The sequence below is a fragment of the Bradyrhizobium sp. UFLA03-84 genome (assembly GCF_002289535.1).
In the GTDB taxonomy this organism is placed as follows: domain Bacteria; phylum Pseudomonadota; class Alphaproteobacteria; order Rhizobiales; family Xanthobacteraceae; genus Bradyrhizobium; species Bradyrhizobium viridifuturi.
The window spans coordinates 24,888-49,686 of the sequence record NZ_NSJY01000019.1 but is presented as its reverse complement, the minus strand read 5'-3'; the positions used below and the strand labels follow the sequence as shown (position 1 = coordinate 49,686).

Genomic DNA, 24,799 nt, shown 5'->3' with positions numbered 1-24,799 from the left:
GCAACCGGAGGCGCGGCTCGCGATGCCGCGCCTATGACGCGTGCAATGTCCCGAAGCGCTCTAGGAACTGCTTTTCGGCCCGCGCCGCGGTCCATGGCGTCAGATAGTCGCGCTCGGTCGCTTCGGGCAATTCCGGATCGCGGCCGAACAGCCGCTTGGCTTCGGCCTGCGAGAATCCCGCCAGATGCGTCGCCTCGAGATAGGCGGCGCCGCGATCGGCGGCCTTGATCTGCTGGGTGATCTCGTCCGCCAGCACGGCAGGCAGGCCGAAGCGGATATGGATCGCCGACAGCAGCCGTCTCTCCACCGCCTTGTATTCGCCTGCGAGCACCGCCTTGAACGGCGAGATCATGTCGCCGATGACGTATTCTGGTGCGTCGTGCAGCAGCGCCGCGAGACGATGGCTGATGTCGACGCGCGGCGTCTGCTGACGCATCACGGCCTCGACCAGCAGCGTGTGCTGGGCGACCGAGAAGATGTGCGCGCCCGAGGTCTGGCCATTCCAGCGCGCAACCCGCGCCAGTCCGTGCGCGATGTCGACGATCTCGATATCGAGCGGCGACGGGTCGAGCAGGTCCAGCCGGCGTCCCGACAACATCCGCTGCCAGGCGCGGGTTGTTTCGGTCGATTTGCGCGCCGTCATTTCTTCTTGAGCCGCGGGGTGCGGAGCTTGCCGCTGCAGGTCTCGTGGCAGAAGCAGGTGACGAGGTGATCGTTGACCATGCCGGTCGCCTGCATGAAGGCGTAGACGATGGTGGGGCCGACGAATTTGAAACCGCGCGCGCCGAGTTCCTTGGAGACCTTGATCGAGACCGGGGTCGAGGCGGGCACGCTCGCGGTGGTCTTGAACTGGTTGACCTTCGGTTTGCCGTCGACGAAGTCCCACAGCAGCTTCGAGAAGCCGGGGCCCTTCTCCATGATCTCCAGGTAGCCCTTTGCGCTCGCCACGGCGCCTTCGATCTTGGCACGGTTGCGGACGATGCCGGCGTCGTTCATCAGCGCATGCACCTTCTTGTCGGTGTAACGCGCGATCTTCTCGGGCTGGAAATCGTCGAAGGCTTTGCGGAAATTGTCGCGCTTACGCAGGATCGTGATCCAGGACAGGCCGGCCTGAAATCCGTCGAGGATCAGCTTTTCATAGAGCGCGCGGTCGTCATATTCCGGCACGCCCCATTCATTGTCGTGATAGGCGACGTAGAACGCATCCTCGCCCGGCCACGGGCAGCGCGTCTTGCCGTCGGGATGCAGTTGCGCGGTACGGCTCATGCGACGGTCTGCTTGGGAGTGATGCGTACCGCGTCCGGCTCGGCGAGATGCAGCGACAGCCCGCCCGCGGTCAGCGGCAGGCCGGCGTCGAGCGCGTCGGCGACGCGATCGACACGCACCAGCGCGAGGCCTCTCTCGCCGGCTGTCGAGCCGATGGTGCCGACCTGTTTGTCGCCGGCGAGGATGGTTGCGCCGGCTTCGGGCGAAGGACCATCGAGAATGATCTTCACCGTGCGGGTGCGCGCGGTGCCGCGGTGCTGCATGCGCGACACCACCTCCTGGCCGACATAGCAGCCCTTGTCGAAATCGACGCCGTTGAGGCGGTCCATGTTGGTCTCGTGCGGGAAGGCGTCGCCATACATGAAGTCGAGCCCACCGCGCGGCACGCCGGTCGCGATCCGATGCGCCTCGTAGGCGCTGGCGTCGACGAGATCGGCGCCGATCAGATCGGCGAGCTTCTGCTTGAGGTCTTCCGGGATCAGGATGCGCCAGCCGAGCGCTGCGTTGCGCGGATCGGCGAAAGCGAGATCGGGGATCGCCGCCGGCTCGCCATCCCAGGCCGCCAGCACGCCGAGGCTGTCGGAGAGGTTTTCCACCACGACCTTGGCGCGCAGCTTATAGAAGCCGAGCTTGTCGGCGAGCCCCTTGGCGAGCGCGCGCGGCGCGTCGATCAGGAAGCCGCCGCCGTGCCCTGTGGGTATCTCGGTGATCAGGAAGTCGACGATGATCTTGCCCTGGGGCGTCAGCAGCGCACCAAACCGGGCCTGTCCCGGGGCCAGCTGCTCGACATCGGTCGTGATGAGGCCGTTGAGGAAGTTGCGGGCGTCCTCGCCAGAGACCTTGATCACGCCCCGATCTGGAAGAAACGCTGCTTTCATGCGCAAAATTGGCTCTTTTTCCAAGTTCCTTGGGAAACGCGGTGCTCGCGGATATCCCCTGCCAAGCTAAGGCGCTAGAGTACGCCGAACAAGGCCCGCAAGACTGTGGAAAGCGGGCGCCGAGGACCGATGAATCAGCGTTTTGACACCATTCTAAAATCCGGCACCGTGGTCAATCAGGACGGCGAGGGCGTGCGCGATATTGGCATCGCGGGCGGCCGCATCGCCGCGATCGGCTCGCTCAGCCAGGCCTCGGCCGGCGAGGTGGTCGACTGCAAGGGCCTGCACATCCTGCCCGGCGTGATGGACACCCAGGTGCATTTCCGCGAGCCCGGGTTGACGCAGAAGGAAGATCTCGAGACCGGCTCGCGCAGCGCCGTGATGGGCGGGGTCACCGCTGTGTTCGAGATGCCGAACACCAACCCGCTGACGGTCACCGAGGAAGCATTCACCGACAAGATCAAGCGCGGCCACCATCGCATGCATTGCGATTTCGCGTTCTTCATCGGCGGCACGCGCGAGAACGTGCAGGACCTGCCTGAGCTCGAGCGCGCGCCGGGCTGCGCCGGCGTCAAGGTGTTCATCGGCTCCTCTACCGGCGCGCTGCTGGTCGAGGACGACGAGAGCCTGCGGCGGATCTTCCAGGTGATCAAGCGACGCGCCGCGTTTCACGCCGAGGACGAGTACCGCCTCAATGAGCGCAAGCCGCTGCGCATCGAGGACGATCCGCGCTCGCATCCGGTGTGGCGCGACGAGACCGCCGCCCTGATGGCGACCGAGCGCCTGGTCAATCTCGCGCGCGAGACCGGCAAGCGCATCCATGTGCTGCACATCTCGACCAAGGAAGAGATCCTCTATCTGCGCGACCACAAGGATGTCGCCTCCTGCGAGGCGACGCCGCATCACCTGACGATGGCCGCACCGGAATGCTATGAGCAGCTCGGCACGCTGGCGCAGATGAACCCGCCGGTGCGCTCGGCCGATCACCGCGCCGGCATCTGGTACGGCATCGAGCAGGGCATCGTCGACGTGCTCGGCTCGGACCACGCGCCGCATACGCTGGAGGAGAAGCAGAAGACCTATCCGGCTTCGCCGTCGGGCATGACCGGCGTGCAGACGCTGGTGCCGCTGATGCTCGATCACGTCAACGCCGGGCGGCTGTCGCTACAGCGGTTCGTCGATCTCACCAGCGCCGGTCCGGCGCGGCTGTTCAACATCGCCTGCAAGGGCCGCATCGCGGCGGGTTACGACGCCGACTTCACCGTGGTCGATCTGAAGCGCAGCGAGACCATCACCAACAAATGGATCGCCTCGCGCGCCGGCTGGACACCCTATGACGGCGTGCGGGTGCAAGGCTGGCCGGTCGGCACCTTCGTGCGCGGCAGGCGGGTGATGTGGCAGGGCGAGGTGACGACGCCGTCGCTGGGGGAACCGGTCCGGTTCCTCGAGACGCTGAAGGCGTAGCGCTGTCGTCGATTACTGCCGGGCGAGAGCCAGCGAGAACTCGCCGTTGCGCACGCGCGCGGCGAGGCCCTCGGCGAATTTCGCCACCGCATCCTCGCCATAGGTGTTGACGAGCTCGGCGAGCGCCGCAAACAGGCTCGCCTGCGCGAGGCAGTCGCCGTCGACGCCGTCATGACGCGCTTCCGCCCAGGCCTCGTTCAAATAGCTGAGCGCGGCCTGCTTCTGTTCTTGATCGGGACGCGGGTCGTCTTGGTGATGGGGGAAGGACGCTGGATGGCGCATGAAACTCTGCAAAATGAATGCGCGCGGTCCGAGGAGCGAACCACTGCGACCCGCGAGATGTATCACGCATGCGGGTACCGCCTAGCCCACATCTTTCGAAAAGGTTAACGGCCGCCACGGCATTTAAAGCGGAATTCCTGATATCCCCGCCGCGATCAGCCAAATGAGCTGTGGATATGGTCCAGCACCGCGCGGGGCGAGGCGCAGAGGTGGCTGGCGCCGGCCTCGCTCAGCTCCTCAGCCGTGCCGTAGCCATAAGTGACCCCGACCGCGCGGATTCCGTTACGACTGGCCCCGATCACGTCGTGGCTGCGGTCGCCGATCATCACGGCCTTGGCCGGATCGGCTCCAGTCTCGACCAGCGCGTAGGCCAGCAGGTCGACCTTGTTGACCCGGGTTCCGTCGAGCTCGGAGCCGAACACGTGGTCGAAATAGCCGGTGAGGCCGAAATGCTCGACGATCCGGCTCGCGAACACATGCGGCTTCGAGGTCGCCACGAACATCCGGCCGGGCCGCCCGCGCAGCTCGGCCAGCACCTCCGCGATATCGGGATAGACGCTGTTCTCGAACAGCCCGACATCGCCGAATCGCTCGCGGTAGAGCTCGACGGCGCGGTCGGCGAGCTCCTCGCCGCCCAGCAGCATGGCAAAGCTCGCCCGCAGCGGCGGCCCGATGCACCAGGTCAGGTCATCCTGCGAGGGAACCGGGCGGCCGAGCTTTGCCAGCGCATACTGGATCGAACCGGTGATGCCGGGCTTCGGGTCGGTCAGGGTGCCGTCGAGGTCGAAGAAGATCGCGCGTTCAGTTGGCATAGCGGGCCGTCAGGTCGCGCGAGATTTTCGAGCCTTCCTCGATGTAGCGGCGGATCGCGACGGAAGCTGCCGGCGTGCAGGTCCGGTAGGTCTGCTGGAAGCCGTTGTAGCCGCGGTTGAAGCCCGCGACCATGCGGGCGCGGCGGTCGCCGGAGGGGGTCTCGGCGTCGATCAGCGCCTGCATCTCGTTGCGCCATTTGGCGCCCTCGTTGGAGCCGCAGATGCCGCGCAGGTAGTGCAGGGCGCCCAGGATCTCGGCCAGCCGCTGCAGGTCGCCGTCGAACGGCGCAGCCGCGTCCTGCGCCCGGGCGGGCGTCGCGAGGCATGCCGACATCAGGATCACAACGGCGAGAAAGGTTCTGATCATCAGGGGTTCCGGAATGGCCGTGGTATGCCCCCTCAATGCGCCCGAGGCAAGGCGGCAGAGCTCTCCAAAGCCTCCAAAACAGGCCTCAAACCAGCCGCTGAGCAGCCGTGATGACCTCGTGCAGGCCGCCGGTGACCTTGAGGTCGCCGATCGCCTCCGGCGTCAGCCATCTGAAATCGTCGTGCTCGTCGTTCAGCACCGGCTCGCGGGAGGTCCAGCGCGCCGCGAAGGTCATGATCATGTAGTGCCCGGTGCCGGGGCCGGTCGGCAGCACCTCGCGCCAGCCCGCGAGACCCAGGATATCGACCCTCAGGCCGGTCTCCTCGTCGATCTCCCGGTGCAGGGCGGTGTGCAGGGTCTCGCCGAACTCGACCCGGCCGCCGGGCAGCGAATAGAAGCCCTTGCCGGGCGAGCGGGCGCGGCGGACCAGCAGCACCCGGCCGTCGCGGAAAATCACGCCGGATACGGCAAGCTGCGGGCGGATCGGAGGTTCGGGAGAGGTCAAGGCAGTCAGGGCACCAGTTTCAACACCATCATCCTGCCCGATATCTCAGGCGCCCGCCATGATGCTCTCGACATCGGCCTCTGCGGCGCCGTTGATGATGCCGGCGGTCTGCATCACCAGCGGCTTGACCCAGACGATGGCCTGTTCGGCGAGCGCGACCCGGCTCTTGTCCTGCTGCAATTGCCGCATCGCCGCCCCGACCTCGGTCAGGATCCTGGTCATGCTGTCGGTGAGCTGGTCGAATTCGGCCCGGATCCCGGTATCCGCGGTCTCGTAGGACTCGATCGCCAGGTCACGCGCCTTGAAATTGGACGCGGTGAAATGCTCGGCGTAGGACAGCGGCTGCCATTCCAGGAAATCGTCGGCGCATTCCGGCAGGTCCGGCACCATCTCCAGCAACATGATGGCTTCGTTGAAGTGATTGAGGTAGTCGGTCGCAAGCCCGGTGCGGGGATTGATGTTGGCGGCGCGCAACAAAGCCGCCCGCGCCTCGTCGGGGTACGTCGGTCGCGGGGAAGAGCCCGCTATGGCGGCCGTTGAGGTCATTGGTCGCAGTCTTTAACGGTCCAAGTTAAGGCTGAATAAACAGATACCACTCTGGACGGGATATGTGCGGACGCTTTGTCATTACCTCGCCGCCGGCGGCTTTGCGCGAAATGTTCGGCTACATCGAGCAGCCGAATTTTCCGCCGCGGTATAATGTTGCGCCGACCCAGCCGATCCCGGTGGTGCTGCTGCAGAACGGCGGCCGGCATTTCCAATTGATGCGCTGGGGCCTGATCCCGTCCTGGGTCAAGGACCCCCGCACATTCTCGCTCTTGATCAACGCGCGCTCCGAGACGGTGCGGGAGAAGCCCGCCTTCAAGAACGCGATCAAGCGGCGCCGCGCGCTGATCCCGGCCGACGGCTATTACGAATGGCAGGATGCCGGCGGCCGCAAGCGGCCGTTCTTCATCCATCGTCGCGATGGCCACCCGGTCGCCTTCGCCGCGCTCGCCGAGACCTGGATGGGGCCGAACGGCGAGGAGCAGGACACGGTGGCGATCGTCACCGCGCCGGCGAGCCCCGATCTTGCGCAACTGCATCACCGCGTGCCCGTCACGATCCGGCCCGAGCAATTCGCGCGCTGGCTCGACTGCCTGCCCAACGATGTCGACGACGTGATGCCGCTGCTGAAGGGGCCTGATGTCGGCGAGTTCGCCTGGCACCAGGTGACGATGCGCGTCAACGCGGTCGCCAACGACGATGCGCAATTGCTGCTGCCGATGACCGCGGAAGAGATCGCCGCGGAGGATGCGCCGGCCGCGAAGAAGGCCGCGCCGCGCAAGACGGCGCCGCGGGAGGACGACGGGCAGGGGTCGTTGTTTTGAGGGCGGCTGAAGCCGCGAGGTGAGTGCACGCATACAGGCGCAGGCATCTCCACGTCGTCGTCCTGGCGAAAGCCAGGACCCATAACCACCGCATTTGATTGCAAACGGGATCGCGGCCCCAGCGTCGCGCAACAATCGACATTTGGGGTAATGGGTCCTGGCTTTCGCCAGGACGACGGCGGTGGATGGACGGCTATGCCTTCACCGACGCCACGCCTTCGATCTCGATCAGCATCTTCGGATTGGGCAGCGCCACCACGACGCAGGTGGTGCGTGCGGGGTAGGGGGCGGGGCCGAACGCGCCGGCGTAGAGCACGTTCATCGTGGCGACGTCAGAGGCGCGGGTCAGCAGCACGTTGACCTTGACGAGATCGCGCATCGTCGCGCCCGCCTCATTCAGGACGCGTTTGAAATTGGTCACGACATTGGCGAACTGCGCCTCGAAGCCATCGGGTAATTCCCGATTGGCGTCGAAGCCGGGAATGCCTGATATGAACAAGAGGTCGCCGACGCGGGCGCCGAACGAGAGTGGCGGCGCCGTGACGCCGGGCGGAGGTGGGAAGTGCTTGATCGTTGTCATGACATCACCCGTCTGCACGAGATGGAAGGGGAGTAGTCTCGATGGCGTGCGACGCCGGCGTGCGGCGGCGCCAGAGATTGTCGCCGAACAGATTCTGGCCGATCATGCCCGCCAGCATCGCGACGACGAACACGACGATCGGCAGCGAGAGGCCGGCGAGATTGACCAGCGCGGGGCCGGGGCAGATGCCGGCGAGGCCCCAGCCGATGCCGAACAGGACGGCGCCGGCAACCAGCGGCGCATCGATGTCGTTGCGGTCGGGCCAGAGGAAGTGCGCGGAGAAGGCCGGCGCCGCACGCCGCCGCGCGATCGCAAAACCGGATGCTGCGACAGCGACCGCGCCCGCCATCACGAAGGCGAGCGTCGCATCCCAGGCGCCGAACAGGTCGAGGAAGCCGAGCACCTTCTGCGGGTCAGTCATGCCGGAGATCAGAAGGCCCGCGCCGAAGATCAGGCCGCAGATGAAGCTTGCGAGAACTTGCATCGTTAGCCTCCGAATCCATGTCTGACGATTGCAACAGTTGCGATCGCCGCCGTCATGAAGATGAACGTGGCGACGATCGAGCGGCCGGACAGCCGCGCGAAGCCGCAGACGCCGTGGCCCGAGGTGCAGCCGTTGCCCATGCAGGTGCCGAACCCGACCAGCACGCCCGCGATCGCGATCACGACGAGGCTGCCGTTCATCGCCGGCCGCGGCAGCGGCGCGCCGAACAGCGCTGCAATCAGCGGCGCTGCGATCAGCCCCGCGATGAACGCGACGCGCCAGCCTCGGTTGGCGGTATCGGGCTGGAGCAGGCCGCCGACGATGCCGGTGATCCCCGCGATTCGCCCGGTCAGCAGCATCAGCGTCGCCGCGGCGAGGCCGATCAGCGCACCGCCGGCGAAGCCGGAAAATGGGGTGAAATCGTGCATCTGTGCAGATCCCTGTTGCGCAAACTCCTCAGCGATCCGGCAAAGCGGCGCGCGCGCATGCGCCAACGTCGCGCGGCTGCGCGGCCGATGATAGACTCCGCAAGATCAGGAACAAGCACAATCCCGCATGTTTCGCAGGCGTTTCAAGGGTGCCTGCCCGTCGGCTGGATTGCCGCGATTCGCATCTCGACTTCACTTCGTCCGGAGAACCCCCATGAGACTGTCATCCGCCGCCCGCGCCGTGCTGTTCGCGCTGGCGCTGCTCTCCGGATCGTCCGCCGCGCTGGCCGACGAGGGCGCCGTGACGCTCGTCATCTTCAAGGGCGGCTGGATCTTCGGCGGCTCCGCCGGCAAGGGCGTGTTGACCTTCAAGGGCCAGACCTACGGGCTCACCGCCGGCGGGCTGGATTACGGCCTCGTGTTCGGCGGCTCCCAGACCACGTTGCAGGGCCGGGTGCGCAATATCCGTCGCGCGCAGGACATCGCCGGCGTCTACGCCGCGGCCGGCATGGGCGTTGCGCTCGGCGCCGGCGTGCGCGGCATCTTGCTGACCAACCAGAACGGCGCCGTGCTCGAACTGAGCGGCAAGCAGGTCGGCCTGATGGCCAATGTCGACCTCAGCGGGCTCGCGATCACGTTGAAGGAGTAGGCGGGGTTCGATTCGTGGCCTTGTAGGATGGTAGAGCGCAGCGAAACCCATCTCTTTCGCGGTCAGGAAGTTGATGGGTTTCGCTGCGCGCTACCCATCCTACGATGCGATCCACTCGGCGAGCTCGCGCCACGGCTGCAAACTCCAATGCCCGGACGCGGCGCCTGACGGCGAGGGCAGGACGAACACGTCAGGGAAACCACTCGTTGATGGCTGACGCCCCAGCGCAAGCGCGGTGGTCGGCCTGTTGTAAAACAGGCTCGCCGCCTTCCTGCTGGTGAACGCGATGGTCCTCGGGCGGTAGGTCTCGATCTTCGCTCTGAAGCCCACAACGTCGAACGACTGTCGCGCAATCTCATGATCCATCCCGGCGCCGGTCTTGGAGAGATCGGTGAAGCCGATGCCGAGCGATAGCAGCGCTGCGAACTCATCCGGCCGATAACGCCGCGGCGTGATGCCGGCCTCATGCAGCGCGCGCCAGAACCGGTTGCCGGGATGTGCATAGTAGTGCCCGAGCGCAGCTGACCGCGTGCTGGCCGCGGTGCCGACGAACACCAGGCGCAGATCGGCGCGGAGCTGGTCGGGAAGGCGGTGGAGGTTGGTGTCGCGCAAGTCGCTCATCCGGGCTCCTGCCTACCATTTCCGCCACTGTCGTTCTATCATTCGGCGATGAACCGCGACGAATTGGCCGCCGCCTACACGGCGGCGGGCCGCCACTATCACAACCTCGCCCATATCGAGGACTGTCTTGCGGCGCTCGCGCGCGTGGAGGGCATTTCCGCGGCCGAGCGTGAGATCCTGGCGGAAGCGATCTGGTGGCACGATGTCGTCTACGATCCGACCCGGCCCGACAATGAGGAGTTGAGCGCGCAGCTCGCCGAACGGCACGTTCGCGCCGACATCAGCCGCGAGGTCGGCCGCCTGATCCGTTTGACGAAGACCCACGACGTGCAGTCCGGCGACCGCCTCGGCGCGATCCTGATCTCGATCGACCTCAGCATTCTCGGCGCCGAGCCCGCGCGCTACGATGCCTATGCGGCTGCGATCCGGCAGGAGTTCATCCATGTCGGCGATGCCGACTATCGCGCCGGTCGTTCCAGGGTGCTTCGGCACTTCGCCGAGCGTCCGGTGATCTTCCCCGATCCCGGTTTTGCCGCGACCTATGACCGCCGCGCCCGTGACAACCTCGCGCGTGAGCTGTCGGCGCTGGGCTGAGGGCTGTCGGTAAATCTCTCTCTCCCGTTCCTGCGGGCAGAGGCGGGGGTGAGGGGGCTCCAACCGCATGTGGCCTGCGTCCGCGGGGGCGCATTACCAAAACATCGAAAACAACCCCATGCAAAGCAGCCGGCGTGCCGGCGTTCGACACGGCAACTTGACATGTCGGGCAACTCAGTGGCATTATTCTATTATTCAGAAGTCGCCCGGCCCCGCCTCCTGAACTGCGGGACGTGGCCGTAGGCATATGCGATTGCCTGCCGTGCGCGGCGCGAGGTCGCGGCTCGGTTCCGCTGATCTCGTCAGCGCTAACGCACCGGCTCCTTGATCTCGTCTTCGGTCGTCACCGCCTGCGCCGGCCCGGTCGCGCGCACCATCAGGAACCGTCCCGAAAACGCCGTGCCGCGGATGCTCCAGCGGCCGTCGATCTCGGTCGCGTCGGCGTTGACCGCGCCTTCATAGTGCACGATGTCGTAGCCGTAACCAGCCGGCTCGTAGCGCTTGACGAACGTGACGGCGCTGCCTGATCGGTGACCGGAAAGCGAAGCATTGTGGGTGCTGATCGGGCAGCCCGGTGCGACGCAAGGTTCGGTCACGCTGCCGCCGAGTGCACCGCCGGCGTCGATCAGCGTCGCCAGGAACGTGACCATGCCGCTCGGCTGAACGTAGCTGCCGTCCCAGACGCCGGTGAGATTGTCGTCCATGTCGCTCGTCCGGATTTCCGCGCATTGCAATGCAGGGATCGATGTGGCGCTTGCAGCGTCTCAACGCAAGTCGCGCGCGACGCGCCCGGTTGCCTGATCCGGCAAAACGGTCTGTAATCCGGCCCAACAGATCAAGAAGAATTTCGGGAGCAATCCATGACGGGAGAGGCGAAAACCCATTACGAGGTGATCGTGGTCGGCGCCGGCGTCGCCGGCATCTACCAGATCAAGCGGCTCGCCGATCTCGGCATCGATGCCACCGTGCTGGAAGCCGCGCCCGATCTCGGCGGCACCTGGTACTGGAACCGCTATCCCGGCTGCCGTTTCGACTCGGAGAGTTACACCTACGGCTTCTCGTTCTCGCGCGAGCTGCTCGACGAGTGGCACTGGAAAGAACGCTTCTCCGGTCAGCCGGAGAACCTGCGCTACCTCAACTACGTCGCCGACAAGTTCGACCTGCGCCGCCACATGCAGTTCAATTGCAAGGTCGAGGCCATGCAGTTCGACGAGGCGCGCGACCTCTGGCAGCTCCGGATCAGTGACGGCCGCGAACTGACCTGCCGCTTCGTCGTGCTGGGGATCGGCCTGCTGTCGGCGCCGACCATGCCGCGCGTGCCCGGGATCGAGGACTTCAAGGGCCGCTCGTTCCATACCTACTACTGGCCGCATGAGCCGGTCGATCTCGCCGGCAAGAAAGTCGCCGTGATCGGCACCGGCGCCACCGGCATCCAGCTTATCGGCGAGATTGCCGACAAGGTCGGCGAGCTCACGGTGTTTCAGCGCCGGCCGAACTGGAGCGCGCCGCTCAACAACAGCGCGATATCGGACGTTGAAATGGCCGACATCCGCGCGCGCTACGACGAGATCTTCGCCGCCTGCGCGCTGACACCGGGCAGCTTCGTGCATGGCCCCGACAAGCGCGGCTTCTACGAGGTGAGCCGCGAGGAGCGGCTCAAGCTCTGGGACAAGCTCTATGACGAACCCGGCTTCGGCATCTGGCTCGCGAACTTCCGCGAGATCTTCATGGATGAAGCCGCCAATGCGGAACTGTCGGAATATATCGCCGGCCGCATCCGCGGCCGCGTCAACGATCCCAAGATTGCCGAAAAGCTGATCCCCAGGGATCACGGCTTCGGCGTGCAGCGCCTGCCGCTGGAGACACGGTATTTCGAGGCTTATAACCGCGACAACGTCCATCTCGTCGATCTCTCCGAGACGCCCTTGGTGCGGATCACCGAAACCGGCCTGCGCACATCAGCGCGCGACTACGAGTTCGACATCATCGTCTACGCCACCGGCTTCGACGCCATCACCGGCGCCTACGACCTGATCGACATCACTGGCATCGGCGGCGAAAAACTCGCCGACAAATGGAAGCAGGCGCCATCGACCTTCCTCGGCATGCTCGTGCACGGCTTCCCGAACCTGTTGATGCCGACCGGCCCGCAAAGCGCCTCCGCGTCGACGAACTTCCCGCGCGGCATCGAGAATGGCGTCAACTGGTGCACCAATTTGCTGCAATACATGTGGGACCGTGGCCTGACCCGCGCCGACGCGACGCTGGAGGCGCAGGAGCGCTGGACCGCACACGTCGTCAAGATGTACGAGATCATGCTGATGCGCAAAGCCAAGTCGTGGTTCACCGGCTACAACTCCAACGTCGCGGGGCACGAGGAAGGGACCGTGCGGTACTTCGTCTACAACGGCGGGACGCCGAAGTTCTTGGGGATCATCAACGGCGTGGCGGCGGGGGGATATCAGGAGATCGCGTTTGGTGCCGGGGCGCAGGGGGACGCGCAAGCGGCGGTTGGCGCGTCGGCTTAGATTTTCGTCTATTCTCGGCGCGACCTCGGCCTCATGCAATGCACGCTAGGGCGTGCGAACCGGCCATCCATCGTTGAACCTAGCCTACAACTGTTTTAAGGTTCGAGGATTGATGCGCTAGCATTGCGTGTAACTCAATTCGCCGGGTTTGCCAATGGACGACCGAGAAGCAAATGTCGCTAATGACGGTGAAGAAGACATTGCTATCTGGCCCGATAACCTTAGGGCCGCGCAGGAAGTCACCGCCTTTGAAATAGGCGGACAAGTGTACCCTCGCGTACCCTACGGGGATGAGCCAGAGGACTGGGGTGCAGGTCGACAATGCTGCGGCGATTGCGGAGTGATAAGGGGGCAGTTCCACGTTGCGGGGTGCGACGTCGAGAGATGCCCGAAATGTGGTGGGCAGTCGATATCCTGTGATTGTTCCGATGATGAGCCTTTGGAAGGTAAGTTCGACTTCCAGAATCACAAAGAGAAAGCGCTAAATGCGTATTTGCTGAGGAGGCCTCATTACGAACACCTCTGCTTATGGTTTCCGTCAAGGCCAAGTGCATCGCTTTGAATTGGTCTTGCTTGCTGGCATGGGTAGTCTTTTCGTTGAGCGTCATCTTTGGAGCGACGAAGATTGGTTTAGAACAAAGACCAAGGAGATACTCGATATCTTCAAGGAGAACAAAATCGAGATACGAAACTTCGATCCGTTGTCTGCGAGTTAGATTTTGTGGTGCCCGTTCAAGACCGGGCACCACAACGGAGGATTTTCTCACAACACCCGATTGCTCTCCTTCACCTTCTCCGCGTCGAGATACAGGCTCTCGCCCATTTCCTCGAAATTGGCGCTCATCGTCGCCATGCCCGCCTTCGCCGAGACTTCGGCGGGCTGACATCGATGCGCCAACGCCGATCGGGTCGTTGAGCGTCGCGGCGTAGTCGCGGACGTCCTGGGTGATCTTCATCGAGCAGAATTTCGGGCCGCACATCGAGCAGAAATGCGCGACCTTGTGGGCTTCCTACGGCAGGTCTCATCGTGGAAGTTCTTCGCGGTGTCCGGATCGAGGCCGAGGTTGAACCGGTTCTCCCGGCGGAAGTCGAACCGGCATCGGTGGGTTACGCCTTCGGCTGACCTACCTTAGCCGTCGCCACCGACCTCACATCGAGCAGCGAACATACGGCGTCTCCACCGACACCGGTTCCTTCGAGCTGAGCGTGATCGTGTTCTCGCCAGAGAGTTTCACGTCGAATGTGACGTCTGAAATCGCGATGCCGTCCGAGCATGCTGCGATCAGCCGGACATTCTGCCCGTCATCGTGCAACGATTTGATCGTGCATTTTTGAAATGTGCCGGTGATTTGCTTTCCCTGCACGATCAAGCCGCCGGCGTGGAGATCGGCATCCCGCTTGAAGGCGAGCTTGTTGTTCTCCTTGGTGAAGATCTGATTGCAGGCAGAGGCGTCCATCGTCCAGGCTCCGTCCAGACTTCCAGCCTGTGTCGATGCCGATTGCGTAACGAGAAGTACGAATAGCACCGCATTGAAGGTCTTCATGAAACTCTCCAGTTGAAGGCAATGGGCTGCGCTGCAATCTCTGCCGCCTGACGTGGAATTGTCGCTACATCGTCTATTTGGAGGGAGCGGGATGACACCCCGACGCGGGCCCTCGCTGTTGGGCATCATAGAAAGCGACGAGATCGCGGATCTTCCGTTGATCCAAATCAATGGTTTGGCGGGACAGCGGGTGTCTCTGCCGCAGCGCTAGGCTTCGGTCTTGGGCCGGCTGCCGTCGTGATCGGGCCTGTATGATCCGCGCATAGGCAGTGAGCTCGTGGGTGCGCGCCTCCAAAGCAAAAAGACCGGGCGATCGCCCGGTCTCTTCGTTCTTGATGGATGCCCGGGTCAAGCCCAGGGCATGACGAGCGGTGAGGGCGATGCCCTCACAACACCCGATTGCTCTGCTTCACCTTGTCCGCGTCGAGATACAGGTTCTCGCCCATCTCCTTGAACTTGGCGCTCATCGTCGCCATGCCGTCCTCGATGGTGCCTGACATCGATGCGCCAACGCCCGAGGGGTCGTTGAGCGTCGCGGCGTAGTCGCGGACGTCCTGGGTGATTTTCATCGAGCAGAACTTCGGGCCGCACATCGAGCAGAAATGCGCGACCTTGTGGGCTTCCTTCGGCAGGGTCTCGTCGTGGAAGTTCTTCGCGGTCTCGGGGTCGAGGCCGAGGTTGAACTGGTCCTGCCAGCGGAAGTCGAAGCGGGCGCGCGACAGCGCGTCGTCGCGGAGCTGCGCCGCGGGGTGGCCCTTGGCGAGGTCGGCGGCGTGGGCCGCGATCTTGTAGGTGATGACGCCGACCTTGACGTCGTTGCGATCAGGCAGACCGAGATGCTCCTTCGGCGTGACGTAGCAGAGCATCGCACAGCCGAACCAGCCGATCATCGCCGCACCAATGCCCGAGGTGATGTGGTCATAACCCGGCGCGATGTCGGTCGTCAGCGGGCCCAACGTATAGAACGGCGCCTCGCCGCATTCCTTGAGCTGCTTGTCCATGTTGATCTTGATCTTGTGCATCGGCACGTGGCCGGGGCCCTCGATCATGACCTGGCAGCCCTTGTCCCACGCGATTTTCGTCAGCTCGCCGAGCGTCTCCAGCTCCGCGAATTGCGCGCGGTCGTTGGCGTCCGCGATCGAACCCGGGCGCAGGCCGTCGCCGAGCGAGAACGAGACGTCATACTTGCGCATGAGGTCGCAGATCTCGTCGAAATGGGTGTAGAGGAAGCTCTCCTTGTGATGCGCGAGGCACCACTTCGCCATGATCGAGCCGCCGCGCGACACGATGCCGGTGACGCGGTTGGCGGTGAGGTGGATGTAAGGCAGCCGCACGCCGGCATGGATCGTGAAATAGTCGACGCCCTGTTCGCACTGCTCGATCAGGGTGTCCTTGTAGAGCTCCCAGGTCAGCTTGACGGGATCGCCGTCGCACTTCTCCAGCGCCTGGTAGATCGGCACGGTGCCGATCGGCACCGGCGAGTTGCGCAGGATCCATTCACGGGTGGTGTGGATGTTGCGGCCCGTCGAGAGGTCCATCACGGTGTCGGCGCCCCAGCGGATCGCCCACACCATCTTGTCGACCTCTTCCTCGACCGACGAAGTCACCGCCGAGTTGCCGATATTGGCGTTGATCTTGGTCAGGAAGTTGCGGCCGATGATCATCGGCTCGAGTTCGGCATGGTTGATGTTGGAGGGGATGATGGCGCGGCCGCGCGCGATCTCGTCGCGGACGAATTCGGGGGTGATGAAGGCAGGCACCGAGGCGCCGAAGCTCTCGCCGTCGGCAAGCGCGGCCTCGGCGCGCTCGAGCTGCTGCTTGCGGCCGAGATTCTCGCGCTCGGCGACGTAGATCATCTCCTTGGTGATGATGCCGGCGCGGGCGAATTCGAGCTGGGTGATCTTGTGGCCGTCGAGGCCGCGCAGCGGCTTGTGGTGCGCGGTGAACGCCTTGGCGGCGTGGGATGCGCCGACATTGCCGTTGTCCTCCGGCTTGATGGTGCGGCCCTCATATTCCTCGACGCCGCCGCGCTCCTTGACCCAGGCGAGCCGATTGCGCGGCAGGCCGGAGTTGACGTCGATCGTGACGGCCGGATCGGTGTAGGGACCCGAGGTGTCATAGACCGGCAGGTTCGGCTCGCCGGCGCCTTCCGACAGGATGATCTCGCGCAGCGGCACGCGGACATCGGGCGCGCTCGCCGGCGTCGCGAAGATCTTGCGCGAGGCGGGCAGCGAACCGGTGGTGACGGCGGGACGGGTGGTGTCGGGGTTGGAGCGGATGTTCATGAGGGATCCTCCTTACTTCAATTCGTTGGCATTGCTGCGCGAGAAACAATTACCGCTGTCATCCCCGCGAAAGCGGGGATCCAGTATTCCAGAGGCCGCGGGGGATACGGAGACGCCGCGGCGTACTGGACGCCCGGTCCATGTGCGCAATTGCGCACAGGCCGGGCGATGACAGCAGGGTGTGTGGAATTTGCATCACGCGGCCTCCGCACGGATGCCGAGCCATTGCCGCACCCGCGCGTCGGGGTCGGCGTTCTGGGTGACGTCGGAGACGACGGCGATTGAATCGGCGCCGGCGGCGAAGATCTCGGCGGCGTGCTCGAACTTGATGCCGCCGATCGCGACAAGCGGGATATTGCCGATCCGCTTCTTCCATTCCGTGATCTTCGGAATGCCCTGCGGCTCGAACCGCATCGACTTCAGCGTGGTGAAGAAGATCGGGCCGAGCGCGACATAGTCCGGCCTGGCGGCGAGCGCGGTGGCGAGTTCGGCATCGTCATGGGTGGAGACGCCGAGCGTCAGCCGCGCTTTACGGATTTCGCCGAGGTCGGCGTCGGCGAGGTCTTCCTGGCCGAGATGCAGATGCTCGGCGCCGGCGACGATCGCCGCGCGCCAGTAGTCGTTGACGACGAGCTTTGTGGGCGTGCCCTTCGTGACGGCCAGTGCGTCGCTGACGATCTGCAGCGCCTCGGCATCGTCGAGCTCCTTGGCGCGGAGCTGGATGGTGCCAACGCCGAGTTTTGTCAGTCGCTCGACCCACTTGACGCTGTCGACGACGGGATAGAACGGATCAGGATACGGCATGCCAGAACGGGGTCCCAACGACAGGGGTGGAGGGGGAAGCGAAGTCGCGGGCTTCCATCAGCCCGGCTTCATAGGCGGTGCGGCCGGCCTCGACGCCAAGGCGGAAAGCATTGGCCATCGCAACCGGGTCGGCGGCCTTTGCGACGGCGGTGTTGAGCAGCACCGCGTCGTAGCCGAGCTCGAGCGCCTGCGCCGCATGCGACGGCGCGCCAAGGCCGGCGTCGACCACCAGCGTGATGTCGGGCAGGCGGTCGCGCAAAAGCTTCATCGCGTCGCGGTTGGTGATGCCCTTGGCGCTGCCGATCGGGGCGGCCCACGGCATCACCACCTTGCAGCCGGCCTCGACCAGCCGCGAGGCGACCGAGAAATCCTCGGTGCAATAGGGGAAAACCTCAAAACCGTCCTTGATCAGGATCGTCGCGGCCTCGACCAGGCCGACCACGTCGGGCTGCAGCGTGTCGTTGTCGGCGATCACCTCGAGCTTGATCCAGGGCGTGCCGAACAATTCGCGCGCCAGCTTGGCGGTGGTGACCGCCTCGCGCACGCTGCGGCAGCCCGCGGTGTTCGGCAGCACGGTGACGCCGAGCTCGCGGATCAAGGACCAGAACGCATCGCCGGTCTTGCCGCCCGCCGCCTCGCGCCGCAGCGACACCGTGACGATGCTGGCGCCGGAAGCGCGGATCGCGTTCTGCATGATCGCAGGCGAGGCGTAAAGCGCCGTGCCGATCAGCAGGCGGGAGGGAAAGGTTTTGCCGTAGAAGGTGACCATGGTCCGTAGTGTCTCCTCAAACCGTGCCGTCGTCCCGGCGCAGGCCGGGACCCATAACCACGACCGGCAATTGCCGGAGGGAACGTTGCCCCGCGTGCCTCACTGAAGGGCCGCGGAGTATGGGTCCCTGCTTTCGCAGGGACGACCCGTGGAGGGAGTGTGCAAACAAACTCACATCACCCTCCCTGCCGCGGCGTGATGATCTCGATCTCGTCGCCGGCCTGAAGCCGCGTCTCCGCCCAGCGGCCCTTCGGCACCACGTCGTAGTTCACCGCGATCGCGAAATGCGTGCCCTCGTAGTCGAGCTCGGCCAAGAGCGCGTCGACGCTCGCTGCGTTGATCTCGCGCTGCTCACCGTTGACGATCACGCGCATTGCATCACCTCATTGTCGATTTCGCCGCGCTGGAGATAGGCGAGCGTCAGCTCGGCCAGCGCGGGTGCGAGCAGGAAGCCGTGACGGTAGAGTCCGTTCACCGTGATGCGTTCCTGCTCGATCCTGATTTTCGGCAGATTGTCGGGGAAGGCCGGGCGCAGGCCGGCGCCGAACTCGACGATGCGCGCCTCGCCGAACGCCGGATGCACGACGTAAGCCGCCCCCAGCAGCTCCAGCGCCGAGCGCACGCTGACGCCATTGTCCTCGGCCTCGATCGTGGTCGCGCCCAGCATGAAGCGGCCGTCGCCGCGCGGGATCACGTAAAGCGGCCAGCGCGGATGGATCAGCCGCACCGGACGCGACAGCTCGACCTCGGCGGTTTCGATGATGATCATCTCGCCCTTGACGCCGCGCAGGCTCGGCTCGCGGTCGCACGCGGCGAGCCCGCGGCAATCGATCACGAGGCCGTCGAGATCATGAGCCTCGGCATCGCTACCGAACTTGATGGCGCCGCCGGCCTTGGCGATCGCGGCATGCAGCCGCGGCAGCACGCGGCGCGGCTCGACATGACCCTCGTCGGGATAGAACAGCCCCTCGCGGAAGCGGCCCTCAAGCGACGGTTCCAGCTCGCGAACGCCCTCGGCATCGAGCCTGCGGTGATTGGTGGTGAGGCGGGCGAAGCGCTCGAAGTCGGCGCGGTCGCGCGGATGCGCCACCACCAGCGAGCCGTTGAACGGGGTTTCCGGAAAATGCTGCCGCCACAGATCGAGCGAGCGGATGCCAAGGCGGGTGATGACGGGCTCGGCGGCCTCCTCCTCGCACCAGGGCGCCAGCATTCCGCCGGCCCAATGGCTTGTGGATTCCGTCATCCCGGCGTCACTGCGCTCATGCAGGGTGACGGCACGTCCGGCCTCTGCGAGCAATAGCGCATGCCAGGCGCCGGCTATGCCTGCGCCGATGATGGTGACGGGGGAATCCCCCCGCGGTCGTAACGTCTGATACATCCCTGTCCCTTCGCCGGCATGACCCGGATCAGGTTCAAAGGGTCACCGCGGTCCCGGACTGTTCGCCTACTGGCGAGGCCCAAGCTTGCGGTATCTCAGCTCCTCCTTCGGAGCACCCCTCGGAACGCCCCTAATGTAGGCGGATGGGCTTCTGTGTCAACGTGTATGCCAGCGGCAGGCGTGCCGTGGCGCCGCAGCGCCTCACAGGAGGTTGCAGCCGCAGGGTCGCGTGATTTGCGGTGAGAGGGCGCCTCGGGGATGGCCAGAACTGCGCCAGCGCGTCAGCGCTCGGCGCACGCGATCGGCTTTATTTCTCGGCCTGTTCCGGCTTCGGCTCGGCAGGGTCGGCCGCGATCTGGTCCGACTTGGCGAGCTCTTTGGGCGGTGCACCTGCGCCGCCATGCTTGGCTTCCTTGAGGTGACCGCCGCGCTGCCGCTTTGCGACGTAGTAATACCCGCCCGCGAAATAACGCACGGCTCGGTCGTGGTCGCCATTGGCGGCGCGATAGGCGCCGGCGAGGTATTTGACGCCATATTTGAGGTTGGTGCCGGGGTCGCGCAGACCTTCGGCGGTACCGGTGTAGCCGAGGCCGCGCGCGGTGCCGAGCTTGATCTGCATCAGCCCGATGGTGCCGCCGCGCCCGATCAGCTGCGGATGGTATTTGCTCTCGCGCACGATGACGCGATGCACCAGCTCCTCCGGCACCAGATTGGCCTGGGCCTCGGCCGCCACCATCGCCTCATATTGCGCGCGCGATTGTGCATGCGCACCGGCGCAGGACGCCAGCACCGCAATCGCGGTGGCAAGGCAGCTAAGGGTCTGAAGTGTCTTCATCTCGGATCGCCCGGGTGATCAAACGCGCGTCGGTTCTGCGGTCTCATTGGTACGGCGAGCGGGCAGGAATGTGGCAAAACCTTCGCATCAGCGAACGTTCCGCGTCCGTGATTGTCCGGCCCCGCGGTGAGCGGCACGACGCGATTGCGAGATGCTTCAAATTGTCTGCTTCAATTGTCTCAGCTGAAAATTGTCCGAGCAGAGAACTTGACCGCAAAACTCTCTGCCGATTTTGCCGCACGCTATCCACAGCGGTTTGTCGTGCAAACGACTCAACAAGGGTCTACACTGATCGAACGACAGAGCGCGCGTGTTGAGTCAGCACGTCTGTCCGTTCCAAAGCACGCAAAGAAACAACATTCGGGAGATGCGCCATGGTCCGTCAGGACACCGGCTACATGCCTCGCGAAAACCCCTGCGCGCAATGCGGCAAGCCGATTGCCCGCCCCGATTGGGTGGAGCACAGCGAGGGGCGCACGTCGTTCCTGTGGAATTGCCGCGCCTGCGATTACCGCTTCGAGGCTGTCGCGATCTACGATACCGCGCAGCTCACGCCGCTCGCCGCCTGACGCCCTAGTTATCGGTCAGCTTCGTCGTCGCCGATCAGGTCAGCCTGATCAGGCCGCGGATTTGCGCGCCACTTGCTGCGGCTGCTGCCGCGCCGGCAGTTCGATCCGGACCACGAGCCCGTGCGGCTTGCGATCGTGCAGCGACAGCGTGCCGCCGTGCGCGAGCACGATTGCGTTGGCGATCGACAGGCCAAGGCCGAAGCCTTCGGCCTCATCCATGTTGCGCGCCTGGTCGCCGCGCACGAACGGCTCCAGCACGCTCGCCTTGTGCGCGTCCGAAATGCCGGGGCCGTCATCCTCGATGTCGATGACGAGACGATCCGGCCTGACGTCGAGGCGGACGGCGACTTCGCCGCCGAAGCGTACGGCATTGTCGACCAGATTGGTGATGCTGCGATGCAGGTCGGCGGGCCGCGCGGTCGCCATCGCATGCTGCGGACCTTCGTAGCTGACCTTGTGGCCCATGTCGGCGAACTGGTCGGTGACGAGGTGCAGCGTGCTCGCGATGTCGACCAGCGTCATCTCCTCGAGCTTGCGGTCGTTGCGCAGGAACGACAGCACCGATTCCAGCATCGAGCGCATCTGGTCGAGGTCGCGCAGCATGCGGTGGCGGTGGGTCTCGTCCTCGATGAACTCGGCGCGCAGCCGCATCCGCGTGATCGGCGTGCGCAGGTCGTGGCTGATGGCGGCCAGCATCTTGGTGCGGTCGTCGATCAGTGCGGTGATGCGCTCGCGCATCCGGTTCAGCGCCTTGGCCAGCGAGCGGATCTCCTCGGGGCCGCGCTCGGGCAGCGGCGCGGCGGCACCGTTCAGGCTGAAGGTCTCGGCGGCCTTGACGAACGACGACAGCGGCGCGGTCAGTGCCCATGCCGCCCACAGGCCGAGCAGGGTGACGCTGATGACGGCGAACAGCACCGTCATCATCCAGGGCCCGCCCCAGAACGGCCGCAGGTGCTGGTCCGGCATCAGGTTCGCGCCGAACATGCTGCCGTCAGGCAGGCGGATCGCGACGCGGCGGATCTCGCCGTCACGCGACGTGCTGCCCGCCTCGCGAGGCAGGGAGTAGACATGATAGCCGGCGCCCAGCCGGCGCAGCGCGTGCAGGTTCGGCGGGTCGGTCTCGGTGAGCCCGCTGGTATCGGCTGGCAGGTCGCTGACCGCAAGCTGCGGGAAGGCTCTGATGATATCGGCCTGGAGACGCGGCCGCTCCGATGCCGGGGCGTGCCCGAGCAATTGCGCGGCGGCGGCGAGCTGGGTGTGCCAGCGATCGGACGGCTCCGGCCTGTCAGGGCGATGGATCAGGAAGGTGGCGGTGATGATGAGGTGCAGCGCGACGATCGAGACGACGACCAGCGCCGCCATCTGGGCGCCGATCCCCCGCAGACTCAGCACACGCAGCAGCTTCATGATCAGTTGCTCGTGGCGGCAACCGCCTCCACCCTCGGAGTGAACACATAGCCGCCGGAACGCACCGTCTTGATCATGGTGGCTTCCTGCGGATCGGGCTCGATCTTGCGCCTGATGCGGCTGACCAGCACGTCGATCGAACGCTCGAACGAGCCGGCGCTGCGGCCCTGCGTCAGGTCGAGCAGGCTGTCACGCGACAGCACGCGGCCGGGCCGTTCGCAGAAGGTGCGCAGCAGGTCGAACTCGGCGCTGGTCATCGCGACGCGCGCGCCTTCGGGATTGCGCAGCTCGCGCAGGCGGATGTCGATGCGCCAGCCGAGGAAGCTCAGCGTGGTCGCGCCCTCGATCGCGCTGGCGTTGCGTGCGGCGGCCTGCCGGCGCAGCACCGCGTTGATCCGCGCCAACAGCTCGCGCGGGTTGAACGGCTTGGCCAGGTAGTCGTCGGCGCCCATCTCGAGGCCGAGGATGCGGTCGACGTCCTCGCCGCGCGCGGTCAGCATGATGATCGGCGTCTGCGACTCCGCCCGCACCTTGCGGCACAGGCTGAGGCCGTCCTCGCCGGGCAGCATGACGTCGAGCACCAGCAGATCCACCCGGTGATCGGTCATGGCCTTGGCCATTTCGCGGCCGTCGGAGGCGGTCGTGACATGGCAGGAATTGGTGCGGAGATATTTTGCGATGAGGGATCGCGTTTCGCGGTCGTCCTCGACGACGAGGATATTGGGCGCAGCCTGGGTCATACCGACTCTTTTGTCCGTGATTCGGGGGAAGCGGCTCAGGAATTTTGTTTCAGTGTATGTCTGAAATCTTGCCCGGCAGAACGGGTTAACAGGTCGGTGGAGCGGTGAAAAGTTATCGTTCTGTCATCAAGCCTAATCCGTTGAAATGCGGGTCGAACTCTCCAAGGTCCGAGCTCCGCTCCGGGCCGCCGTGGCGGGCCGAGAAGGGAAGGGCGGCTGTCATATCCGGGGCCGGAACCCGTTCCCCCGGCGACGCGTTGTTTCTCTTTCCGGACAGGGAGGGTGAGATGTCTGTCGATGTCAGGACAAGGCCGCATCAGCTCATTGCAAGCGATCGCGTCGAGGGGACGGCGGTGCGCCGGGCCAATGGCGATATGATCGGGCACATCGAGCGGCTGATGATCGACAAGATCTCGGGCAAGGTGTCGTACGCGGTGCTGAGCTTTGGTGGCTTCCTCGGGATCGGAACCAATCTAATTCCGCTGCCGTGGGGCCGGCTGCACTACAACACGAAGTTCGAAGCCTACGAGCTCGACATCGAGGATGACGAGCTGAAGCGCGCGCCGTCGTTCCGCGCCGACAAGGATTTCGATTGGGGCGACCGCTCGCAGGAAGTCGAGCTGCATCGCTTCTACGGCGTGCCGCCCTATTGGGGCGGCTTCTGAGCGCGCTGTCAGGCGTGCGCATGATCGACGCATGTCGATCGATGATGCGGCTGCTGCGGGGGCGCGTGTCCGCTTGTGCAGCGCGGTTCGCCGAGACGACTTAGTGAGCCGAACATCGTCACATCGGGGACTGCGCGTCCGGCGCAGTCGTGAGGCTCAACCGCAGCCCACTTGAAAGATCACGATCGCTCTCGTCAAGGCGTGCGACGTTCCATCCGCGGAAGGTCGACAGCACCGGCTTGCCGCGCTGTTTCCATGGCGTTCCTGCACATGGGGGCGGCCTTTGAGCGCAGGTCCGATAGGAACGGTAGCCCACATCCCGGGTTCTCCCAGCATCGATTTTGCGAACTGAGGAGAGCGCATATGTTGATCAAATCCATCGTTGCCGGCGTGGCCGGCTCGGCCCTGCTTGCGACCGTCGCGGTCGCACAGACTCCCGCCGACAAGGCCGACAATAAGATGGCACCTCCGGCGTCGACAACGGCCACCTCGCCAACCTCCTATACGGGGGACTGGCGCGCGTCGAAAGTCGTGGGCCTGAGCGTGTACAACGACAAGAACGAGAGCGTCGGCTCGATCAATGATCTGCTGATGGACAAGGGCGGCGCCATCAAGGCTGTCGTCATCGGCGTCGGCGGCTTCCTTGGCGTCGGCGAACACCTAGTCGCCGTGCCGCTCGACAAGGTGAAGTTCGTCAATGAGCCGGTCGCCAATACGAGCGCCTCGAACACCGGCGCCGGCGCCAGCAGCACCAGCAAGACGACGACCACGGGCGCGGCGCCCGCGGCGACAGCGTCAAAGCCGAATCCCTGGTATCCGGACCACGCCGTGTTCAACGCGACCAAGGATGAGCTGAAGGCGATGCCCGAGTTCAAGTACACGACCCAGTAACGCGCATCGCGTCGCGCAAAAGACAAGCGCGCCCGGTGATGCCGGGCGCGTTTTGCCATGCCGAGCGCAACTTGCGTCGCCAGC

30 protein-coding genes, 1 pseudogene and 1 riboswitch are annotated in these 24,799 nt (G+C 65.0%); of the genes and pseudogenes, 8 read left to right on the top strand and 23 right to left on the bottom strand.

From position 1 onward, the window contains the following. Positions 1-31: 31 nt before the first annotated feature. The 3 genes from CK489_RS37940 to ygfZ are packed head-to-tail and all read right to left on the bottom strand — an operon-like array spanning position 32 to position 2,144. Positions 32-643, bottom strand: a complete 612-nt coding sequence (locus tag CK489_RS37940; RefSeq protein WP_050629965.1) for a YfbR-like 5'-deoxynucleotidase — start codon at positions 641-643, stop codon at positions 32-34. Next, positions 640-1,266 (bottom strand): DNA-3-methyladenine glycosylase I, encoded by a 627-nt coding sequence (locus CK489_RS37935; protein ID WP_095735917.1) that lies wholly within the window; start codon positions 1,264-1,266, stop codon positions 640-642. Before CK489_RS37935 ends, CK489_RS37940 begins: the two co-directional genes overlap by 4 nt. Beyond that, positions 1,263-2,144, bottom strand: coding sequence for a CAF17-like 4Fe-4S cluster assembly/insertion protein YgfZ (ygfZ, locus tag CK489_RS37930; RefSeq protein ID WP_095735916.1), 882 nt, complete (start codon positions 2,142-2,144; stop codon positions 1,263-1,265). Before ygfZ ends, CK489_RS37935 begins: the two co-directional genes overlap by 4 nt. Positions 2,145-2,273: 129 nt before the next feature. Here ygfZ and CK489_RS37925 point away from each other — a divergent pair, with 129 nt between their 5' ends. Continuing rightward, entirely contained in the window at positions 2,274-3,608 is a 1,335-nt protein-coding gene (locus tag CK489_RS37925) for a dihydroorotase (protein WP_095735915.1), read from the top strand. Positions 3,609-3,620: 12 nt separating this feature from the next. Here the strand turns inward: CK489_RS37925 and CK489_RS37920 are convergent, their stop codons facing one another. The 5 genes from CK489_RS37920 to CK489_RS37900 form a co-directional block, all read right to left on the bottom strand. Further along, complete coding sequence (locus tag CK489_RS37920; protein ID WP_050629961.1) at positions 3,621-3,890, bottom strand: hypothetical protein; 270 nt, start codon at positions 3,888-3,890, stop codon at positions 3,621-3,623. A gap of 155 nt (positions 3,891-4,045) precedes the next feature. Further along, positions 4,046-4,702 carry an HAD family hydrolase gene (locus CK489_RS37915; RefSeq protein ID WP_095735914.1) on the bottom strand — a complete coding sequence of 219 codons (657 nt, stop codon included), beginning with the start codon at positions 4,700-4,702 and terminating at the stop codon, positions 4,046-4,048. Beyond that, positions 4,692-5,069, bottom strand: coding sequence for a TIGR02301 family protein (locus CK489_RS37910; protein WP_050629959.1), 378 nt, complete (start codon positions 5,067-5,069; stop codon positions 4,692-4,694). The genes CK489_RS37915 and CK489_RS37910 overlap by 11 nt, the downstream gene beginning before the upstream one ends. A gap of 85 nt (positions 5,070-5,154) precedes the next feature. Further along, positions 5,155-5,574, bottom strand: coding sequence for an NUDIX hydrolase (locus CK489_RS37905; protein ID WP_095735913.1), 420 nt, complete (start codon positions 5,572-5,574; stop codon positions 5,155-5,157). A gap of 45 nt (positions 5,575-5,619) precedes the next feature. Continuing rightward, complete coding sequence (locus CK489_RS37900; RefSeq protein ID WP_050629957.1) at positions 5,620-6,120, bottom strand: hypothetical protein; 501 nt, start codon at positions 6,118-6,120, stop codon at positions 5,620-5,622. Positions 6,121-6,182: 62 nt separating this feature from the next. Here CK489_RS37900 and CK489_RS37895 point away from each other — a divergent pair, with 62 nt between their 5' ends. Then, on the top strand, positions 6,183-6,944 hold the full coding sequence (locus CK489_RS37895; protein ID WP_095735912.1) for an SOS response-associated peptidase: 762 nt from the start codon (positions 6,183-6,185) through the stop codon (positions 6,942-6,944). A gap of 193 nt (positions 6,945-7,137) precedes the next feature. Here the strand turns inward: CK489_RS37895 and CK489_RS37890 are convergent, their stop codons facing one another. The 3 genes from CK489_RS37890 to CK489_RS37880 are packed head-to-tail and all read right to left on the bottom strand — an operon-like array spanning position 7,138 to position 8,436. Further along, entirely contained in the window at positions 7,138-7,524 is a 387-nt protein-coding gene (locus tag CK489_RS37890) for a RidA family protein (RefSeq protein ID WP_050629955.1), read from the bottom strand. Positions 7,525-7,528: 4 nt separating this feature from the next. Then, the gene (locus CK489_RS37885) at positions 7,529-8,008 is read right to left on the bottom strand and encodes a DUF6691 family protein (RefSeq protein ID WP_095735911.1); all 480 of its coding nucleotides are present in this window, start codon (positions 8,006-8,008) and stop codon (positions 7,529-7,531) included. Positions 8,009-8,010: 2 nt separating this feature from the next. Continuing rightward, complete coding sequence (locus CK489_RS37880; protein ID WP_050629953.1) at positions 8,011-8,436, bottom strand: YeeE/YedE family protein; 426 nt, start codon at positions 8,434-8,436, stop codon at positions 8,011-8,013. A gap of 214 nt (positions 8,437-8,650) precedes the next feature. Here CK489_RS37880 and CK489_RS37875 point away from each other — a divergent pair, with 214 nt between their 5' ends. Further along, complete coding sequence (locus CK489_RS37875; RefSeq protein WP_050629952.1) at positions 8,651-9,085, top strand: hypothetical protein; 435 nt, start codon at positions 8,651-8,653, stop codon at positions 9,083-9,085. Between the two features lie 99 nt (positions 9,086-9,184). Here CK489_RS37875 and CK489_RS37870 read toward each other — a convergent pair whose 3' ends face one another. Continuing rightward, positions 9,185-9,706: a mismatch-specific DNA-glycosylase gene (locus CK489_RS37870; RefSeq protein WP_095735910.1), complete on the bottom strand. Its 522-nt coding sequence runs from the start codon at positions 9,704-9,706 to the stop codon at positions 9,185-9,187. 48 nt (positions 9,707-9,754) lie between these two features. On the opposite strand from CK489_RS37870, the gene CK489_RS37865 reads away from it, so the two are divergent. Next, positions 9,755-10,300 carry an HD domain-containing protein gene (locus CK489_RS37865; RefSeq protein WP_095735909.1) on the top strand — a complete coding sequence of 182 codons (546 nt, stop codon included), beginning with the start codon at positions 9,755-9,757 and terminating at the stop codon, positions 10,298-10,300. A gap of 308 nt (positions 10,301-10,608) precedes the next feature. Here CK489_RS37865 and CK489_RS37860 read toward each other — a convergent pair whose 3' ends face one another. Continuing rightward, on the bottom strand, positions 10,609-11,004 hold the full coding sequence (locus CK489_RS37860; RefSeq protein WP_095735908.1) for a hypothetical protein: 396 nt from the start codon (positions 11,002-11,004) through the stop codon (positions 10,609-10,611). A gap of 156 nt (positions 11,005-11,160) precedes the next feature. Here CK489_RS37860 and CK489_RS37855 point away from each other — a divergent pair, with 156 nt between their 5' ends. Further along, on the top strand, positions 11,161-12,828 hold the full coding sequence (locus tag CK489_RS37855) for a flavin-containing monooxygenase (protein WP_095735907.1): 1,668 nt from the start codon (positions 11,161-11,163) through the stop codon (positions 12,826-12,828). Positions 12,829-13,591: 763 nt separating this feature from the next. Here the strand turns inward: CK489_RS37855 and CK489_RS37850 are convergent. The 8 genes and pseudogenes from CK489_RS37850 to CK489_RS37815 form a co-directional block, all read right to left on the bottom strand. Next, positions 13,592-13,930, bottom strand: a pseudogene (locus tag CK489_RS37850) (phosphomethylpyrimidine synthase ThiC); the annotation flags it as partial. 46 nt (positions 13,931-13,976) lie between these two features. After that, complete coding sequence (locus CK489_RS37845) at positions 13,977-14,372, bottom strand: hypothetical protein (protein ID WP_050629946.1); 396 nt, start codon at positions 14,370-14,372, stop codon at positions 13,977-13,979. Positions 14,373-14,758: 386 nt separating this feature from the next. Beyond that, the gene (thiC, locus tag CK489_RS37840; protein ID WP_050629945.1) at positions 14,759-16,657 is read right to left on the bottom strand and encodes a phosphomethylpyrimidine synthase ThiC; all 1,899 of its coding nucleotides are present in this window, start codon (positions 16,655-16,657) and stop codon (positions 14,759-14,761) included. A 195-nt stretch (positions 16,658-16,852) separates the two neighbouring features. Further along, complete coding sequence (locus CK489_RS37835; protein ID WP_095735906.1) at positions 16,853-17,461, bottom strand: thiamine phosphate synthase; 609 nt, start codon at positions 17,459-17,461, stop codon at positions 16,853-16,855. Continuing rightward, on the bottom strand, positions 17,448-18,230 hold the full coding sequence (locus tag CK489_RS37830; RefSeq protein WP_095735905.1) for a thiazole synthase: 783 nt from the start codon (positions 18,228-18,230) through the stop codon (positions 17,448-17,450). The genes CK489_RS37835 and CK489_RS37830 overlap by 14 nt, the downstream gene beginning before the upstream one ends. A gap of 176 nt (positions 18,231-18,406) precedes the next feature. Beyond that, a complete protein-coding gene (thiS, locus tag CK489_RS37825) occupies positions 18,407-18,604 on the bottom strand; it encodes a sulfur carrier protein ThiS (RefSeq protein ID WP_074130496.1) in 198 nt (65 codons plus the stop codon). Then, on the bottom strand, positions 18,595-19,608 hold the full coding sequence (locus CK489_RS37820) for an FAD-dependent oxidoreductase (protein WP_050629943.1): 1,014 nt from the start codon (positions 19,606-19,608) through the stop codon (positions 18,595-18,597). Before CK489_RS37820 ends, thiS begins: the two co-directional genes overlap by 10 nt. Then, positions 19,596-19,738: riboswitch (TPP riboswitch) on the bottom strand. (Overlaps the previous gene by 13 nt.) 177 nt (positions 19,739-19,915) lie before the next feature. Beyond that, a complete protein-coding gene (locus CK489_RS37815; RefSeq protein WP_095735904.1) occupies positions 19,916-20,443 on the bottom strand; it encodes a lytic transglycosylase domain-containing protein in 528 nt (175 codons plus the stop codon). 374 nt (positions 20,444-20,817) lie between these two features. On the opposite strand from CK489_RS37815, the gene CK489_RS37810 reads away from it, so the two are divergent. Beyond that, positions 20,818-21,012, top strand: coding sequence for a hypothetical protein (locus CK489_RS37810; protein ID WP_095735903.1), 195 nt, complete (start codon positions 20,818-20,820; stop codon positions 21,010-21,012). Positions 21,013-21,060: 48 nt separating this feature from the next. On the opposite strand, the gene CK489_RS37805 is transcribed toward CK489_RS37810, so the two are convergent. Together CK489_RS37805 and CK489_RS37800 are read right to left on the bottom strand one after the other, a co-directional pair. Then, positions 21,061-22,419, bottom strand: a complete 1,359-nt coding sequence (locus tag CK489_RS37805) for an ATP-binding protein (protein WP_050629940.1) — start codon at positions 22,417-22,419, stop codon at positions 21,061-21,063. Positions 22,420-22,421: 2 nt separating this feature from the next. Beyond that, positions 22,422-23,159 (bottom strand): response regulator, encoded by a 738-nt coding sequence (locus CK489_RS37800; RefSeq protein WP_029078975.1) that lies wholly within the window; start codon positions 23,157-23,159, stop codon positions 22,422-22,424. A gap of 287 nt (positions 23,160-23,446) precedes the next feature. Between CK489_RS37800 and CK489_RS37795 the strand changes: the two genes are divergently transcribed. After that, positions 23,447-23,824 carry a PRC-barrel domain-containing protein gene (locus CK489_RS37795; RefSeq protein WP_095735902.1) on the top strand — a complete coding sequence of 126 codons (378 nt, stop codon included), beginning with the start codon at positions 23,447-23,449 and terminating at the stop codon, positions 23,822-23,824. 363 nt (positions 23,825-24,187) lie between these two features. After that, positions 24,188-24,715: a PRC-barrel domain-containing protein gene (locus tag CK489_RS37790; RefSeq protein ID WP_050629937.1), complete on the top strand. Its 528-nt coding sequence runs from the start codon at positions 24,188-24,190 to the stop codon at positions 24,713-24,715. Positions 24,716-24,799 lie beyond the last annotated feature (84 nt).